This is a genomic window from Arenimonas maotaiensis (assembly GCF_014638745.1).
Taxonomy (GTDB): Bacteria; Pseudomonadota; Gammaproteobacteria; order Xanthomonadales; family Xanthomonadaceae; genus Arenimonas; species Arenimonas maotaiensis.
Genome location: NZ_BMFO01000002.1, coordinates 324,492 through 340,946, shown reverse-complemented (window position 1 = coordinate 340,946; position 16,455 = coordinate 324,492). Strand labels below are relative to the sequence as shown.

Annotated in this window: 17 protein-coding genes; 11 read left to right on the top strand and 6 right to left on the bottom strand. The window is 67.1% G+C overall.

Annotated features, from left to right (window positions below; all coding sequences use genetic code 11):
- Positions 1-113 precede the first annotated feature (113 nt).
- Genes IEV56_RS10600 through IEV56_RS05565 form a run of 3 tightly spaced genes read left to right on the top strand, consistent with a single transcriptional unit; the run spans position 114 to position 2,108 of the window.
- Positions 114-680, top strand: coding sequence for a nitroreductase family protein (locus IEV56_RS10600; protein ID WP_229730193.1), 567 nt, complete (start codon positions 114-116; stop codon positions 678-680).
- The gene (locus IEV56_RS05570) at positions 677-1,555 is read left to right on the top strand and encodes a 5'-3' exonuclease (protein WP_229730192.1); all 879 of its coding nucleotides are present in this window, start codon (positions 677-679) and stop codon (positions 1,553-1,555) included. Before IEV56_RS10600 ends, IEV56_RS05570 begins: the two co-directional genes overlap by 4 nt.
- Positions 1,556-1,562: 7 nt before the next feature.
- Positions 1,563-2,108 carry an NUDIX hydrolase gene (locus IEV56_RS05565; RefSeq protein WP_188448618.1) on the top strand — a complete coding sequence of 182 codons (546 nt, stop codon included), beginning with the start codon at positions 1,563-1,565 and terminating at the stop codon, positions 2,106-2,108.
- On the opposite strand, the gene IEV56_RS05560 is transcribed toward IEV56_RS05565, so the two are convergent.
- Positions 2,094-2,438 carry a hypothetical protein gene (locus IEV56_RS05560; protein ID WP_188448616.1) on the bottom strand — a complete coding sequence of 115 codons (345 nt, stop codon included), beginning with the start codon at positions 2,436-2,438 and terminating at the stop codon, positions 2,094-2,096. The genes IEV56_RS05565 and IEV56_RS05560 overlap by 15 nt on opposite strands.
- Before the next feature lie 3 nt (positions 2,439-2,441).
- Positions 2,442-3,386, bottom strand: a complete 945-nt coding sequence (gene pip, locus IEV56_RS05555; RefSeq protein ID WP_188448613.1) for a prolyl aminopeptidase — start codon at positions 3,384-3,386, stop codon at positions 2,442-2,444.
- 168 nt (positions 3,387-3,554) lie between these two features.
- Here pip and IEV56_RS05550 point away from each other — a divergent pair, with 168 nt between their 5' ends.
- A complete protein-coding gene (locus IEV56_RS05550) occupies positions 3,555-4,127 on the top strand; it encodes an HNH endonuclease (RefSeq protein ID WP_188448611.1) in 573 nt (190 codons plus the stop codon).
- 82 nt (positions 4,128-4,209) lie between these two features.
- Positions 4,210-6,072, top strand: a complete 1,863-nt coding sequence (gene dxs / locus IEV56_RS05545; protein WP_188448609.1) for a 1-deoxy-D-xylulose-5-phosphate synthase — start codon at positions 4,210-4,212, stop codon at positions 6,070-6,072.
- A 28-nt stretch (positions 6,073-6,100) separates the two neighbouring features.
- Here dxs and prmC read toward each other — a convergent pair whose 3' ends face one another.
- Positions 6,101-6,934 (bottom strand): peptide chain release factor N(5)-glutamine methyltransferase, encoded by an 834-nt coding sequence (prmC, locus tag IEV56_RS05540; RefSeq protein WP_188448607.1) that lies wholly within the window; start codon positions 6,932-6,934, stop codon positions 6,101-6,103.
- A 117-nt stretch (positions 6,935-7,051) separates the two neighbouring features.
- Between prmC and IEV56_RS05535 the strand changes: the two genes are divergently transcribed.
- Genes IEV56_RS05535 through IEV56_RS05510 form a run of 6 tightly spaced genes read left to right on the top strand, consistent with a single transcriptional unit; the run spans position 7,052 to position 13,104 of the window.
- The gene (locus IEV56_RS05535) at positions 7,052-7,972 is read left to right on the top strand and encodes a LysR substrate-binding domain-containing protein (protein WP_188448605.1); all 921 of its coding nucleotides are present in this window, start codon (positions 7,052-7,054) and stop codon (positions 7,970-7,972) included.
- Positions 7,973-8,011: 39 nt separating this feature from the next.
- On the top strand, positions 8,012-9,742 hold the full coding sequence (locus tag IEV56_RS05530; protein WP_188448603.1) for a glutamine--tRNA ligase/YqeY domain fusion protein: 1,731 nt from the start codon (positions 8,012-8,014) through the stop codon (positions 9,740-9,742).
- Positions 9,742-10,407, top strand: coding sequence for a CPBP family intramembrane glutamic endopeptidase (locus IEV56_RS05525; RefSeq protein ID WP_188448601.1), 666 nt, complete (start codon positions 9,742-9,744; stop codon positions 10,405-10,407). The genes IEV56_RS05530 and IEV56_RS05525 overlap by 1 nt, the downstream gene beginning before the upstream one ends.
- Before the next feature lie 10 nt (positions 10,408-10,417).
- Entirely contained in the window at positions 10,418-10,975 is a 558-nt protein-coding gene (locus IEV56_RS05520; protein WP_188448599.1) for a nucleoside deaminase, read from the top strand.
- The gene (gene rlmM, locus IEV56_RS05515; RefSeq protein WP_188448597.1) at positions 10,965-12,020 is read left to right on the top strand and encodes a 23S rRNA (cytidine(2498)-2'-O)-methyltransferase RlmM; all 1,056 of its coding nucleotides are present in this window, start codon (positions 10,965-10,967) and stop codon (positions 12,018-12,020) included. The genes IEV56_RS05520 and rlmM overlap by 11 nt, the downstream gene beginning before the upstream one ends.
- Positions 12,021-12,042: 22 nt before the next feature.
- Positions 12,043-13,104 carry a branched-chain amino acid aminotransferase gene (locus tag IEV56_RS05510; RefSeq protein ID WP_188448594.1) on the top strand — a complete coding sequence of 354 codons (1,062 nt, stop codon included), beginning with the start codon at positions 12,043-12,045 and terminating at the stop codon, positions 13,102-13,104.
- Between the two features lie 19 nt (positions 13,105-13,123).
- Here the strand turns inward: IEV56_RS05510 and IEV56_RS05505 are convergent, their stop codons facing one another.
- The 3 genes from IEV56_RS05505 to ubiH all read right to left on the bottom strand — a co-directional run bounded on the left by IEV56_RS05505 (position 13,124) and on the right by ubiH (position 16,435).
- Positions 13,124-13,984: a sterol desaturase family protein gene (locus tag IEV56_RS05505; protein WP_188448593.1), complete on the bottom strand. Its 861-nt coding sequence runs from the start codon at positions 13,982-13,984 to the stop codon at positions 13,124-13,126.
- Positions 13,985-14,060: 76 nt separating this feature from the next.
- Positions 14,061-15,236, bottom strand: coding sequence for an FAD-dependent oxidoreductase (locus IEV56_RS05500; protein ID WP_188448591.1), 1,176 nt, complete (start codon positions 15,234-15,236; stop codon positions 14,061-14,063).
- A complete protein-coding gene (gene ubiH / locus IEV56_RS05495; protein WP_229730191.1) occupies positions 15,233-16,435 on the bottom strand; it encodes a 2-octaprenyl-6-methoxyphenyl hydroxylase in 1,203 nt (400 codons plus the stop codon). Before ubiH ends, IEV56_RS05500 begins: the two co-directional genes overlap by 4 nt.
- Between the last annotated feature and the right edge of the window lie 20 nt (positions 16,436-16,455).

Genomic DNA, 16,455 nt, shown 5'->3' with positions numbered 1-16,455 from the left:
CCACTCCCTGCACGATGGCTTATTGTAACGAATCATAACGCAGGCCGCACAAATAAAGCGTGATGCAGCGCACGGCAAGCGAGCGCGCCCCGGCCGGATGCTAAACTGGCGACATGCCGACTCCGCCTCCCCTGATCTCCCGCATTTCCACCCCCAGCAAGCACCTGACCGCGCCCGGCCCGGACCGCGCCGGCCTGCTCCGGTTGCTGGCCGAGGCGGTGCATGTGCCCGACCACGGCCGCCTGCGGCCGTGGCGCTTCATCCTGATCGAGGGTGCGGCCCGCGACCGCATCGGCGAGGTGCTGTACCGGCGCGTGCGCGAAAGCCTGCCCGAGGCCTCGCCGGCGCGGCTGGACAAGGAGCGCACCCGCTTCGCCTACGCGCCCTGCATCGTGGCGGTGGTGCTCGCGCCGGTGAAAGGCCACAAGGTCCCGGAAATCGAGCAGACGCTGTCCGGCGGCGCGGTGTGCATGAACCTGCTGCACGCGGCGCACCAGGCCGGCTTCGGCGCGCAATGGCTGACCGGCTTCGCCGCCTACGACCGCGAAGTGCTGGCGGCGGTCGGCCTGGCCGAACACGAATTGCTGCTCGGCTACATCCATATCGGCACCCGCACCGAAACCCCGCCCGAACGCGAACGCCCGGACCCCGCCGACCTGTTGAGCGTCGCCGCGCCATGAACCCGCTGTACCTGGTGGATTCCAGCATGTACGTGTTCCGGGCCTGGTTCTCGATGCCCAAGGAATTCTTCGACGTCGACCAGAACCCGACCAACGCGGTTCAGGGCTTCACCCGCTTCCTGTGCGAACTCATCGAACGCGAGAAACCCGAGCGGATCGTGTTCGCCTTCGACGAATCGCTGGACAGCAATTTCCGCAACGAACTGTATCCGGCCTACAAGGCCAACCGCGACCCGGCGCCGGAAGAGCTCAAGGTCCAATTCGACTACTGCAAGCGCCTTTGCCGCGCGCTCGGCTTCCAGGTGCTGGCCGACGGCTACTTCGAAGCCGACGACCTGATCGGCAGCGCGCTGACGCAGGCGCGCGCCGAGGGACGTCCCAGCCTGATCCTGTCGGCCGACAAGGACCTGTCGCAGCTGCTCGGCGAACACGACGAGCAATGGGACTACGCCAAGAACGTGCGTTGGCGGCTGCCGGGCGTGAAAGCCAAGCACGGCGTGCACGCGCACCAGCTGGCCGACTACCTGGGCCTGACCGGCGACGCGGTGGACAACATCCCGGGCGTGCCCGGCATCGGCCCGAAGACCGCGGCTACCCTGCTCGGCCACTTCGGCAGCCTGGATGCGCTGCTCGACCGGCTGGAAGAACTGCCCTATCTGCGTCTGCGCTCGGCCGCGATACACGCCCGGACGCTGCATGAACACCGCGAGATGGCGCTGCTGAGCCGTAAACTGGCCACCATCCGCTGCGACGTGCCGCTGCCGCAGGAACCCGCCTTGGGCGTCCGGCAGACCTCCGACGGCGACGGCCTGCAGGCCTTGGCCGAACGGCTGCGCCTGGGGCCGCTTACCCGCCGGCGCCTGTTGTCCCTATAATCGAGCCATGACCGGACACGACGACGCCAAGACCGTATACGAAGGCCAGTACCTGCGCATGCGGGTGAAAGGCAATTGGGAATACGCCGAACGCGCCAAAGGCGGCTCGGCGGTGATCATCATAGCCCGCACGCCGGAAGACAAGATGCTGTTCGTCGAGCAGTTCCGGGTGCCGCTGGGCAAACCCACCATCGAGATGCCGGCCGGTCTGGTCGGCGACCAAGACGCGGACGACACCTTCGAGCTGGCCGCCCGGCGCGAGTTGCTGGAAGAAACCGGTTGGCGGGCGGACAAGGTCGAAGTACTGATGGTCGGCCCCAGCTCGGCCGGCATGAGCAACGAACTGATCGCCTTCGCCCGCGCCAGCGGGCTGACCCGCGTGCACGCCGGCGGCGGCGACGAGACCGAAGACATCACCGTGCACGAAGTGCCGGTGCCGGATGTGCCGCGCTGGTTGGCGGGAAAAATCGCCGAAGGCTACGACATGGACCCCAAGCTGTGGGCCGGCCTGTGGCTGCTCGACCGCAACCCGGACGGCTCAGCGGCCCAATAAGGGCGAGACGATCGCAGCGAGCATCGCCGCCAACGCAAGGATTTCGAGCACGACGCTGAAGCGGAAACCGAGGCGGATGGCCTGCGCGTGGTAGCCCACCATTCCCGGGCTGTGGAGCGCCAGTTGCAGCGCCTGCCACTCGGCGCCTTCCTGCCGGAGCGAGCGGTAGGCCAGCGACGGACGGCCGAGCAGCCGCTGGCGCGCCACGCTTTCCAGGAACGGATTGCCGCTACGGCGCGCGGCATCGACCATCCGGTACCAGTTGCGCAGGAACAACGCGGCGTCGACGACGATCAGCAGGGCGATGAGATACAGCCACGCAGCCGGCATCGATCAACCCCGGAACGCGTCGGTGGCGGCCACCAGGGCCGCGGCGTTTTCGGCCTCGAACGCCGAATGCCCGGACTGCGGGGTGATCACCAGGCGCGCTTCCGGCCAGACCTGATGGAGATCCCAGGCGTTCTGCACCGGGCAGACCACATCGTAGCGGCCGTGCACGATCACGCCGGGGATATGCCGGATGCGGTGGGCGTCGCGCAACAGCTGGTCGTCGACTTCGAAGAAGCCCTTGTTGACGAAATAGTGGTTCTCGATGCGCGCGAAGCTGAGCGCGAAATGCGGGTCCTCGAAGGTGTCGATCGAGGCCGGCTCCGGCACCAACGTGCTGGTCGCGCCTTCCCACACCGACCAGGTTCGGGCGGCGGCCAGGCGCACCTGTTCGTCGTCCGAGATCAACCGGGCGTGGTAGGCGGCGATGAAATCGCCGCGCTCGGCTTCCGGGATGTGGTCGCGGTAGGCCTGCCAGGCTTCCGGGAACAGGCGGTGCGCGCCGGACTGGTAGAACCACTGCAGTTCCCAACGGCGCAGCATGAAGATGCCGCGCAGCACCAGTTCGGAGACGCGCTCGGGATGGGTTTCGGCATAGGCCAAGGCCAGTGTGGAACCCCAGCTGCCGCCGAACACCTGCCAGCGCGGGATACCCAGATGCGCGCGCAGTTTTTCGATATCGGCGACCAGGTCCCAGGTGGTGTTGTCGACCAGGTCGGCGTGCGGCGTGGAATGTCCGGAGCCGCGCTGGTCGAACAGGATGATGCGGTAGGCCGCCGGGTCGTGGAACTGGCGCATCTTGGCGTTGGTGCCGGCGCCGGGACCGCCATGCAGGACCACCACCGGCTTACCCTCGGGATTGCCGGACTCCTCGAAGTACAGGGTATGGCGGTCGTCGACCGCCAGCATGCCGGTGCGGTACGGCTCGATATCGGGGTAAAGCGTGCGCATGCGGAAATCCTTCGGGCGTGACGGAAGAAGTTTAGCGCATCCCCCCTTGCGCTTGGGGAAAGTTGCGGTATGCTCGGATGCATGGATTCGCCCACGGCACAAACGGCCGCAGTGGGCGCCGGGACGATCAGCCCCCCGGCAGGCCGACTACCCCCTGACGATTCCCGCATGCCGCGCGTGCTGTGCTTGGACGCGCACGGCCATATCCTGAATTGGATGCATTGGCAGGACGCCGCCTGCCTGTACGCGCGCGACGCGGTGTCCTGGACCTTGGGCGAACCCTGCCTGACCATCCACGGCGGCCGCAACCGGCTGACCGGCGAACAGAGCCTGCTGGAACTGCATCCGATCGTGGCGGCGCGCGGCCACGCCCATGCCCGCAGCCACCTGCCCTCGCCGGCGCTGACCAACACCGCCCTGTTCGCCCGCGACAAACAGCTCTGCCTGTACTGCGGCAAGGAATGCTCGCGCCACGTGCTGACCCGCGACCACGTGCATCCGGTGTCGCAGGGCGGCCGCGACGTCTGGGAGAACGTGGTCAGCGCCTGCTTCCGCTGCAATTCCAAGAAAGGCGGCCGTACGCCGCAACAGGCCGGCATGCCGCTGTTGGCGGTGCCGTACCGGCCGAGCTGGGTCGAGCACCTGATCCTGTCCAACCGCAACATCCTGGCCGACCAGATGGCCTTCCTGAGGCAGCATCTGCCGAAACATCCGCGCGGCGGCGCATTCGCCATTCAATGAGTTAGCGGCCACGGACGAAGGTCCGCCTTGCCCTGAACCCGCAAGTCAAAGACAATATCGGCTTGCCTTTGAGCCGAATCCGATGGACCGCGAACGTTACCCGCTGCTTTCCCGCATCCCGACCCCCGACCTGCTGCGCCAGCTGCCCGAGAGCGAGCTGCCGAAGGTGGCCGAGGAGCTACGCGCCTACCTGATCGAAACGGTCAGCCAGGTCGGCGGCCATTTCGGCGCCGGCCTGGGCGTGGTCGAGCTGACCGTGGCCCTGCATTACCTGTACGAGACCCCGGCCGACCGCCTCGTGTGGGACGTCGGTCACCAGTGCTACCCGCACAAGATCCTGACCGGCCGCGCCGAAACCATCCACACCGTGAAGAAGAAAGACGGCGTGGCGCCGTTCCCGCGCCGCGAGGAAAGCCCGTACGACACCTTCGGCGTCGGGCACTCCTCGACCTCGATCTCGGCCGCGCTGGGCATGGCGGTGGCGGCCCAGCGCGACGGCGACGGCCGGCAGTTCGTGGCCGTCATCGGCGACGGCGCGTTGACCGCCGGCATGGCGTTCGAGGCCCTGAACCACGCCGGCGGCATGGAGCCGGAACCGGATTTCCTGGTCATCCTGAACGACAACCAGATGTCGATTTCGGAGAACGTCGGCGGCCTGACCAAAATGCTCGGCCGGGTGATGACCAGCCGCACGCTGAACGCGGTGCGCGAAGGCGGCAAGAAGATCCTGGGCGACAAGAACAAGCCGGCCGCCAAGTTCGTGCGCCGCTGGGAAGAGCACTGGAAAGGCATGTTCGTGCCGTCCACCCTGTTCGAGGAGATGGGCTTCCACTACAACGGCCCGATCGACGGCCACGACCTGCCGGCCCTGCTGCAGGCGCTGAAGACCGCCAAGACCCTGAAAGGCCCGCAACTGCTGCACGTGATCACCACCAAGGGCAAGGGCTACGAGCTCGCCGAGGGTGACCAGATCGAATACCACGCGGTGTCGCCGTTCGACCCGAACGTGGGCGTGCAGAAGAAAGGTCCGGGCAAGCCGACCTACACCTCGGTGTTCGGCGACTGGCTGTGCGACATGGCCGCCGCCGACCAAAAGCTGATGGGCATCACGCCGGCGATGCGCGAGGGCTCCGGGCTGGTGCGCTTCTCGCAGGAATACCCGTTGCGCTATTTCGACACCGCCATCGCCGAACAGCACGCGGTGACCTTCGCCGCCGGCCTGGCCTGCGAAGGCGCCAAGCCGGTGGTGGCGATCTACTCCAGTTTCCTGCAACGCGCCTACGACCAGCTGATCCACGACGTGGCTTTGCAGAATCTGGATGTGCTGTTCGCCATCGACCGCGCCGGGCTGGTCGGCCCGGACGGTGCCACGCACGCCGGCAGCTTCGACTTGAGCTTCCTGCGCTGCATCCCGAACATGGTCATCATGGCGCCCTCGGACGAGCGCGAATGCCGGCTGATGCTGAGCACCGGCTACCGCCATCCCGGTCCGGCGGCGGTGCGCTATCCGCGCGGCTCGGGCACCGGCGTGGCGGCCGGCGAGGATCTGGCCACCATCGAGATCGGCAAAGCGCGCACCGTGCGCCAGGGCCGAGGGCTCGCTATCCTGTGTTTCGGCAGCCCGTTGGCGGCCGCGCAACCGGTGGCCGAGGAGCTGGACGCCACCCTGGTGGACATGCGCTTCGTGAAGCCGCTGGATGAAACCCTGCTGGCCGAACTGGCGAAAGACCACGGCCGTTTCGTCACCGTCGAGGACAATGCCGTGATGGGCGGCGCCGGCAGCGCGGTCAGCGAATGGTTCCGCGCCCGCCGCATCGACGCCGACCTGTTGCAGCTCGGCCTGCCCGACCGCTACCAGGAACACGCCAGCCGCGAAGAGCTATTGGCCGAAGCCGGCATCGACCAAGCCGGCATCCGCGCCGCCATCGCGGCGCGCTGGCCGTAAATAGCTGGGGCGAACATCAAGTTCGCCCCTACGACATCCGGCCCATTGTCACACGGTCACGTTGTTCCAGATCGCGCTCGGTGCTGATCTCCGCAAATCCCGCATCGGCCAACAGCGCGCGCACCGCCGCACCCTGATGCCAGCCGTGTTCCAGCAATAACCAACCGCCGGGCAGCAGATGCCGCGGCGCACCGGCGATGATCGCGCGGAGGTCGTCCAGGCCATCGCGGCCGGAAGCCAGCGCCGAATACGGTTCGAAACGCAGATCGCCCTGCGCCAGGTGCGGATCGGTCGTTTCGATATAGGGCGGATTGCTGGCGATGAGCGCGAAGCGGGCGTCGGCCACCGGCGCGTACCAATCGCCGTGACGGAATTCAAGGTTACGCAATCCATGCGTTTCGGCGTTGGCCCGCGCCACCGCCAAAGCCCCGGGCGAAGCATCCACCGCCGTCACCCGCACCAATGGCCGCTCGCTGGCGATGGCTAGCGCGACCGCGCCCGAACCGGTGCCCAGGTCGAGCACATCGGCGGCGGCATCCGGCGGCAGCCGCGCCAGCGCCAGCTCCACCAGCAACTCGGTTTCCGGGCGCGGAATCAGGGTATCGGGCGTGACCTGCAGATCCAGCGTCCAGAACCCGCGCCGCCCGGTGAGATAGGCCACCGGCTCGCCGGCTGCGCGGCGGGCCGCCAAGCCCTCGAACGCCGCCTGCTGCGCGGCGGTGAGGGCGCTGTCGCCGAAGGCGTACAGCCAAGTGCGCGGCTTGCCGAGCACATGCGCCATCAGCAACTCGGCATCCGCGCGCGCCAAACCATCGGCTTCGGGCTGGCAGGCATGGCGCAGGGCGGTGGCGATGTCAATCATGGCTGATAGCTTACTCGAATGCATTTAATAGTCTTAATAAATCGTAAAATAGTATTTGATTCATGGCGCTGATTGTACATATACTCGGCTCACCAATGCCGCGCCCGAGGACTCGACATGAACCTGCGTGACCTGCGTTACTTCATCGCCCTGGCCGAAACCCGGCACTTCGGGCGCGCCGCCGAAGCCTGCTTCGTCAGCCAGCCGACCCTGTCGACGCAATTGAAGAAGCTGGAAGAAGAGCTCGGCGTGCCCCTGTTCGAGCGCGCACCGCGCAACGTGCTGCTGACGCCGGCCGGCGAGCAGATCCTGGAGCACGCGCGACAAGCCTTGGCGCACGTCAGCCAGATGCAGGAAATCGCCCGCCACACCAAAGATCCGGAATCGGCGTCGGTGCGGCTGGGCATCTTCCCGACGCTGGCGCCGTACCTGTTGCCGCACGTGGTGCCGAAGATCCGGCAACGCTTCCCGCATCTGGAACTGCTGCTGGTCGAGGAAAAGACCGAAACCCTGATCCTGCAGCTGCGCAACGGCTTGATCGACGCCGCCGTGCTGGCCGAGCCGGTGGCCGACGAGCACTTCGACTCGATGCACCTGTTCACCGAACCGTTCGTGCTCGCTTTGCCGGAGAAGCATCCGCTCAGCCGGCAACGCACGCTCGGCATGGGCGAACTCGAACAGCAGCATCTGCTGCTGCTGGAGGACGGCCACTGCCTGCGCGACCAAGCGCTGGCGGTCTGCGGTCTGTCCGGCGCCAGCGAGAAGGAAGGCTTCCGCGCCACCAGCCTGGAGACCTTGCGCCAGATGGTGGCGGCCGGCGTCGGCATCACCCTGTTGCCGATGCTGGCGGTGCAGCCGCCGGTACCGGAATCGCCGCATATCCGGCTGATGCCGTTCCGCGACCCGGCACCGACCCGGCGGATCTCGCTGTACTGGCGCAAGAGCTCGGTGCGCGCCGGCTTCCTGACCGCCATCGGCGAACAGATCGCCGGTCTGCCGAAATCGCTGTTCGAGATGAAACCCCGAAAGGCGGCCTGAACCGGTAAAATGGGCGTTTTCGACCAATCGAACGCGCGCATGAACGCCCCCGAACCGAACCCCGCTCCCGAAAAGAACGATTTCATCCGCCAGATCGTCCGCGATGACCTGGCCTCGGGCAAGCACAGCCGCATCCGCACCCGCTTCCCGCCGGAGCCGAACGGTTACTTGCACATCGGTCATGCCAAGAGCATCTGCCTGAACTTCGGCATCGGCCGCGAATTCGGCGGCCTGGTCAACCTGCGCTTCGACGACACCAACCCGAGCAAGGAGGACATGGAGTTCGTCGAGTCGATCCAGGAGGACGTGCGCTGGCTGGGCTTCGAATGGGACGAGCTGCGCCACGCCTCGGATTACTTCGAGGTGTTCTACCGCAGCGCCGTCAAACTGATCGAGGACGGCAAGGCCTATGTCTGCGACCTGAGCGCCGAGGAAGTGCGCGAATACCGCGGCACCCTGACCCAGCCCGGCCGGCCCTCGCCCTACCGCGAGCGCCCGGTGGCCGAGAACCTGGACCTGTTCCGGCGCATGCGCGCCGGCGAGTTCGCCGACGGCTCGCGCACCCTGCGCGCCAAGATCGACATGGCCAGTGGCAACATCAACATGCGCGATCCGGCTCTGTACCGCATCCGCAAGGTGGCGCACCAGAACACCGGCGACGCCTGGCCCATCTACCCGATGTACGACTACGCGCACTGCATCTCGGACGCGCTGGAAGGCATCACCCATTCGCTGTGCACGCTGGAGTTCGAAGACCACCGGCCGCTGTACGACTGGTGCGTGGATAACGTCGACCTGCCGAACCATCCGGAGCTGTGGCAGCCGCTGGTCGAGGCCGGCTTCGATACGCCGGTGGCCAAGCCGCGCCAGATCGAGTTCTCGCGCCTGAACATCAACTACACGGTGATGAGCAAGCGCAAGCTGCTGGCGTTGGTCAGCGACGGCTTGGTGGCCGGCTGGGACGACCCGCGCATGCCGACCCTGTCCGGCCTGCGCCGCCGCGGCTATCCGCCGGCGGCGCTGCGCCTGTTCGCCGACCGCATCGGCATCAGCAAGCAGAACTCGGTGATCGATTTCTCGGTGCTGGAGAACTGCGTGCGCGACGTGCTCGACGCCGAGGCCGAACGCCGCATGGCGGTGCTCGACCCAGTCAAGCTGGTGATCGAGAACCTGCCGGAGGGCCATGCCGAGACCTTGGAGTTCGGCAACCATCCCAAAAACGAGGCCGCCGGCAAACGCACGGTGCCGTTCAGCCGCGAGATCTGGATCGAGCGCGAGGACTTCATGGAAACGCCGGTCAAGGATTTCCACCGCCTGGTTCCCGGCGGCGAAGTGCGCCTGCGCGGTGTCGGCATCGTCAAGTGCGTAGATGTGATCAAGGACGGCGAGACGGTGCGCGAACTGCGCGGCCAGCTCGACCTCGATTCGCGGCCGGGCATGGAAGGCGCCAAGCGCAAGGTCAAAGGCACCATCCACTGGGTCTGCGCCAAAGCCGGCGTGCCGGCCGAGGTGCGCCTGTACGACCGTCTGTTCACCGTCGCCGACCCGGACAACGACGAGGACGGCAAGAGCTACCGCGATTACCTGAATCCGGATTCAATCCGCACGGTGCGCGCCATGCTCGAGCCGGCGGCCTGCGCCGCCGCGCCGGAACAGAGCTTCCAATTCGAACGCAGCGGCTACTTCACCGCCGACCGCCACGACCACCGTCCGGACGCGCCGGTGTTCAACCGCAGCGTGACCCTGCGCGACACCTGGAGCGCGAAGTAATGGCAACACGCCGGCCGTGGCCGCTGGCGGTTTCCCTTGCCGCCTTCGCGGCGGTGATGGCGCTCTGGTACCTGCCCGGCATGCCGCACTTCCCTTGGCGGGGCGGCTTGGTGGCCGCAGCGGTATTGGCCGTGACCTGGATGGAATGCGGCAGCCTGAAGCCGCTCGGCTTGAACTTTCCCTGGCCGAAGCGAACCCTGTGGTACGCCCTGTTGGTCTGGCTGGCGCTGGAGGCCGCGATGGACTTCGTGGTCCAGCCCGCCATCGTGCGCCTGACCGGCGAAGCGACCGATTACTCCGCTTTCGCGGCCCTGGCCGGCAACGCGCCGACCACGCTGCGCTATCTGGCCGGCATGTGGCTCAGCGCCGCCGTCGCGGAAGAGCTGTTCTACCGCGGCTATGTGTTCCGCATGGTCGAACGCTTCAGCCGGCCTAGCGTGTTGCGCAATCTGGCCGCCATCCTCGTCAGCGCGCTGCTGTTCGCGGCGCCGCACGCGTACCAAGGCCTATCCGGGCTGATCGCCACCTTCGCGTTCGGTCTGGCGTTCGCCACCGTCTTTTTATCGGTGCGCCGCAACCTGTGGGTCGTCATCCTGGCGCACGGCTTCGTCGACACTCTGTTCCTGATCCTTGCCTATGCCGGCAAGCTGTCCTGGTACCCGTGAGGATTCCGTCATGCTGTACGCCCAAGTCCACCTGACCCTGCCGGCCTGGGTCCACCGCGAGATTGCGACGGATGCGCCGTATCCCGACGACGCCTCGCGCATGGCGCTGGCGGTGCGTCTGTCGGAACTGAACGTACGCGAGCAAAGCGGCGGTCCATTCGGCGCCGCGCTGTTCACCGACGACGGCCGGTTGCTCGGCGTCGGCGTGAACCGTGTGATCCCCAGCAACTGCTCGGTGGCGCATGCCGAGATGATGGCCTTCGCCACCGCGCAGCAGCGTCTGCAGCAGTTCCGGCTGAACCAATCCGGCCGGCGCGTGATCCTGGCCACCTCCTCGCAACCCTGCGCGATGTGCTACGGCGCCTCATTCTGGGCCGGTATCGACGAAATCCTGATCGGCGCCCGCGCCGACGACGTGCAGACGCTGGCCGGCTTCGACGAAGGTCCGCTGCCGGCCGACTGGGCCGGCGAGTGGCAAAAACGCGGCATCGCGGTCAAACGCGACCTGCTGCGCGAGGAAGCCTGCGCGGTGCTGAAGCGCTACGGGGAATCCGGCCTTGTCTACTGAAGGCCTGCTCGCCTATTGCCGCCCCGGCTTCGAGCCCGATTTGGCGGCCGAATTGAGCTGGCACGCCGCGCAGAAGGGCCTGCCGGTATACGCCAAGACCCAGAAGAACAGCGCCTATGTGCTGCTGCTCGGCGCACCGCGCGAGCAGCTGGCCGAGGCGATCCCCTACCGCGAACTGATCTTCGCGCGCCAGAAATACGCGCTGATCGACGAACTGCAGGGCCTGGACGTGCAGGACCGCATCACACCGGTGCTGGAAGCGCTCGGCGGCAAAGGCCGCTACGGCGAACTGTCGGTGGAGACGCCCGACTCCGACGACGCGCGGCAACTGGCCGGCCTGGCCAAGGCCTTCGGCAACGCGCTGCGGCCGGCCCTGCGCCAGCGCGGCCTGCTCACCGACAAACCGAACCCGAAGCTGCCGACCCTGCACGTGGCCTTCGTCGGCAATAACCACCTGCTGCTGGCCAGTTCGACCGAAAACGACCGCGCGCCCTGGCCGATGGGCATCCCGCGCCTGAAGCAGGATCCGCGCGCGCCCAGCCGCTCGGCGATGAAGCTGGACGAGGCCATCCTGTGCCTGATGACGCCGGCCGAGCGCATGGACCTGATCGCGCCGGGAATGCAGGCCGCCGATCTGGGCGCCGCGCCCGGCGGCTGGAGCTGGGTACTGGCCAAACACCAACTGCAGGTCAGCGCCATCGACAACGGACCGCTGAACGCCGACGCGCTGGCGACCGGACTGATCGAGCACATCCGCGCCGACGGTTTCCACTGGCAGCCGCCGCGACCGATCGACTGGATGGTGTGCGACATGGTGGAGACGCCGAGCAAGGTGGCGCGCCGCATGGCGCAGTGGTTCGCCAACGGCTGGTGCCGCAACGCCATCTTCAACCTGAAGCTGCCGATGAAGAAGCGCTGGGAGGAGACCGCGCTCTGCCTCGACCTGTTCACGGCGCAGTGCGGCAAGCCGGTGCGGATCCGTGCCAAGCAGCTGTACCACGACCGCGAGGAAATCACCGTGTTCGCGCGCCTCGACAGAAAATAAGACCACAACGGAACGACACCCCATGACCGACGACATCCGCATCCGGCGCACCGCGCAGTCCAAGCTCGGACAGGTGGACTGGAACCACCTGCCCTTCGGCCGCATCTTCTCCGACCACATGCTGGTGATGGATTACGCCGACGCTGCCTGGCAGACGCCGGAAATCGTGCCGTACGGCCCGATCAGCATGCAGCCCTGCAACGCCACGCTGCACTACGGCCAGACCATCTTCGAAGGCATGAAGGCGATCCGCGCCGCCGACGGACGCATCACCCTGTTCCGACCGGAACTGAACGCGCGCCGCTTCAACGAAAGCTGCCAGCGCCTGTGCATGCCGAGCATCGATGAAGCGCGTTTCGTGGAACTGCTGAAGGCGCTGGTGCGCTGCGAGCGCGACTGGGTGCCGGCCTCGGCCGAGTCCTCGCTGTACCTGCGGCCGTTCCTGTTCGCCACCGACGAACTGTTGGGCGTGCGGCCGTCGGAAACCTACAAGTTCATGGTCATCGCCTGCCCGGCCGGCGCCTATTACGCCAAACCGGTATCGGTGAAGATCGAGGAACACTACACCCGCGCCGCCGAGGGCGGCACCGGCCGCGCCAAGACCGCCGGCAACTACGCCGCCTCGCTGTTGCCGACCAAGCTGGCGCATGACGAAGGCTTCGACCAGCTGATCTGGACCGACGGCAAGGAGCACCGCTACATCGAGGAGTCCGGCACCATGAACCTGGTGCTGGTGATCGACGGCGTGATCCTGACCCCGTCCGAGGATTCCGACACCATCCTGCGCAGCGTGGTGAAGCGCTCGGTGGTGGATTTGGCCAAGCATTGGGGCCTGCCGGTCGAGGAACGCCGGATATCGGTCGAGGAACTGGTCGCCGCCATCCGCGACGGCCGCCTGCAGGACGCGTTCGGAGCCGGCACCGCGGCCACCATCGCGCCGATCGCCGAGATCGGCTTACGCGGCGAACGTTTCGCATTGCCGCCGGTGGAAACGCGCACGCTGTCGACCCGCATCAAGGCCTACCTGGACGGCATCAAGTCCGGCGCTATCGCCGACGAACTGGGCTGGTGCGTGGAAGTCTGAGCGCTTTGACCGCGACGAATCAATCCGGCGCGGAAGCCTCCACATAGGGCTTTCCGCCGGGAACCAAGGCGGAATGTTCGCGCCGGGAGCGGAACAGCGGATAGAACATTTCAACCCACCAGCGCTCCTTGCCGAACAGCTGGTCATCGCGCAATCCGATCTGCGCCGGATATTGCCGGGTGATGTGAGCCGTACCGAACAGCACATCCCAGAAAAACAGCAGGTTGCCGAAATTGCCGGTGTAGTACCCGATGCCGTCGTTGAACATGGCATGGTGGGCGTAGTGGGTGCTGGGCGTCGACACGATACGCTGCACCAGCCACATCAACGGCGAAAGCAATCGGATCCGGTAAAGCGGCGCGTCCCATTTCACCGCCGAATGCGCACCGGTGATGACCGCCAGCTTGATCACGATGTAGACCAGATACACGTCCGCGAAGCCGAGATAGATGAGTACGCCGGATATCCACAACCCCGGCATGGCCAGGTAATAGAAGAAATTGTTGCGGTAGATGATCCGCGCGCTCATGTACTGCGCGCTGTGATGCGCCCGGTGCAGCGGCCAGAGCAGCGGCGAGTGCGACGCCCGGTGCCACCAGTACTGGGTCATGTCGTCGCCGACCAGCAGAATCGCGGCCATCGCGTACCAAGGCAGCCCCGCCCATGCGTTTTGGTATTCAGGCGCCCAAGCCAGTCCGGCCTGCTGCACCAACCAGAAAATGACGGGTTGCGTGAATCCGGCCAGCAGCGCGACGCAGAGCATGTCGAGGATATTGTCGCCCCGGCTGGCATTCATGCCACGGGCTTTTCCGAGAGCGAATTCGAGCAGGATGAAGCCGGCGAACAGCGAGAAAAGCATGATGTTCTGGAGGTTGGACATCGGCGCTCCGCACTCAGGTGGATTTGACCGGAAGCCCCCACTTCCGCTCGGATTGTTGATGATTTCCGGTATCCCGTCAAATCCCCGCGGCGATCCGGGCCATGGCGTTCTTGACCGGCGACAGCCGGTCGGCCAGGCCGAGCAGATGGCCGCGCACCAGGCTCAGCGCCATGTTGTCGTTGGAGAACAGCCGGTTGATGTTCTCGAACGCGTACGCCGCCACCGCGTTTTCGGAATGGCGCGTGCGCGCCCAACGCTGCAGCCGGCGCAGATCCAGCGCATCGTCGCCGGCTTTGGCCGACTGCAACGCATCGCGCAGCGACGACACGTCGCGCAGGCCGAGGTTCACGCCCTGACCGGCCAGCGGGTGCACGGCATGCGCGGCGTCGCCGAGCAGCAACACGCGGCCTTTCAGTGTGTCGTTGGCCAGGCGCCGGCGCAACGGGAACGCCGTCCGTGTCGACAACAACCGGGTGGCGCCCAGGGTGCCGGCGAAGGCCGAATCCAGCGCACGGCAGAACGCTTCCGGCGGCAGCGCCAGCATCTCGTCGGCACGCGCTTCCGGCAGGCTCCAGACGATCGAACAGCGGCGCTCGCCGAACGGCAGGAACGCCAGCGGACCGGTGCTGAGGAAGCGTTGCCAGGCGGTATGCCGGTGCGGCAACTCGGTTTCCAGGAACGCCACCACGCCTTTCTGCCGGTAATCGTGTTCGGACACGCCGATGCCCAGCAGCTGCCGCACCTTGGAGGCGGCGCCGTCGGCGCCGAACGCCAGACGCGCGCTGAATTCCGCGCCGCCGGCCAAGCGGACATGCACGCATTCCGCGCCGTTGTCGAGCGCGGCCAGGCGCTCCGGACAATGGCGGCGGATGCCGGGTTCGCGGCAGACCGCCTGCCAAAGCACATCCACCAACAGGTCGTTTTCCACGATATGGCCCAGATGGCCGCGGCCGAGCTCGCCGGCGTGGAAATGCAGCGGACTGGCCTGCACTTCGTCGAACACGGTCATCTCGGCGTACGGGTAGGCGCGCCGGCCGGCGATGTCCTGCCAGAGGCCGAACGACGCCAGCAGCGCTTCGTTGTCGAGCGCCAGGGCGTACACGCGCAGGTCCGGCGTTTCGGCGTTCCACGGCTTCGGCGCGTGCGCTTCCACCAACGCCACCTGCAGACCCTGACGCGCAGCCATCAGCGCGGCGGCCAGGCCGACCACGCCGCCGCCGATCACGGCGACATCGACATCGGTACGGGTCATAAGACGTCCTCGAATACGGTTTGGCCGCGATAGCCCATGGCGCCGCTGACCAGGCCGGAGGCCAGGTCCGGCGCGGCGCCGAGCAGGGTCAGGCCCAGCGAACGCAGCAGATGCATCGGCAGGCCGGGATTGGCGGTCAGCCGCGCCAGGCCGTCGCTGAACGCCAGCGTGCGCTCGCGGTCTTCGCGCCGGCTGTCGGCGTACCGCCGGCCCAGATCGCCGTCGATGCCGCTCTCACGCAGCACCTTTACCAGACTGAGCGCGTCGCGCAGGCCGAGATTGAAACCCTGCGCACCGATCGGGTGGATGGTCTGCGCGGCATTGCCCATCACCAGCAACGGGCCGGCATGCAGGCGCTCGGCCAACACCCGCACCAGCGGATAGCGCGTGCGGGCACCGGCGGCGAGGAAGCGGCCGGCACGCCAGCCGAAGCGCGACTGCAGATACTCGACATAGGCCTCATCGGGCATGGCGGCCACGGCATCGGCCTCGGCGCGGTCGACCGCGCAAATCGAGCCGTAACGGCCCTCGGCCATCGGCAACAGGGCCACCGGGCCTTGGGCGCTGAAGCGCTCGTAGGCGGTGCCGTCGGACGCGCGTTCGGCCTGCAGCGAACACACGAACAGGGTCTGGCCGTAATCGTGCTCGAGCGTGCCGATGCCGGCGGCCTGGCGCAGGAACGAGCGGGTGCCGTCGGCGGCGACCACGCAACGGGCCTGGATGCGCGATTCACCGTCCGGGCTGCGTACGCGCAGTTCGGCGCCGGTTGCGTTCGGGGCGTAGGCCACGACCTCGGCCGGACACAGGCGGCGGATGGCCGGCAGTTCGGCGACCCGCCGCGCCAAGGCGTGCCCGAGATCCTGGGCCAGCACCACGCCGCCGAAACCGGCATGACCGAACTCGGTGGCCTCCAGCAGGATACGGCCGAAATCGCCGACCCGGCTGACGTGGATGCGCGCGATGGGGGTCGGCGGCACCGCCAACTTCGGCAGCACGCCCAGACCCGACAGCGCCTTCAGCGAGCGCTGCGCCAGCGCCAGCTTGCGCTGGTCGAAACCGGCCGGCGCCTGCGGCGAGTCGGCGGCCTCGACCAAAACCACCGACAGCCCGCTGCCGGCCAGGGCGCAGGCCAAGCTGGAGCCGACCAGGCCGCCGCCGACGATGGCGATATCCGGGGTTTCGGGGAACGGTGTGGCCACGGGGACTCTCAGGGCGGAAC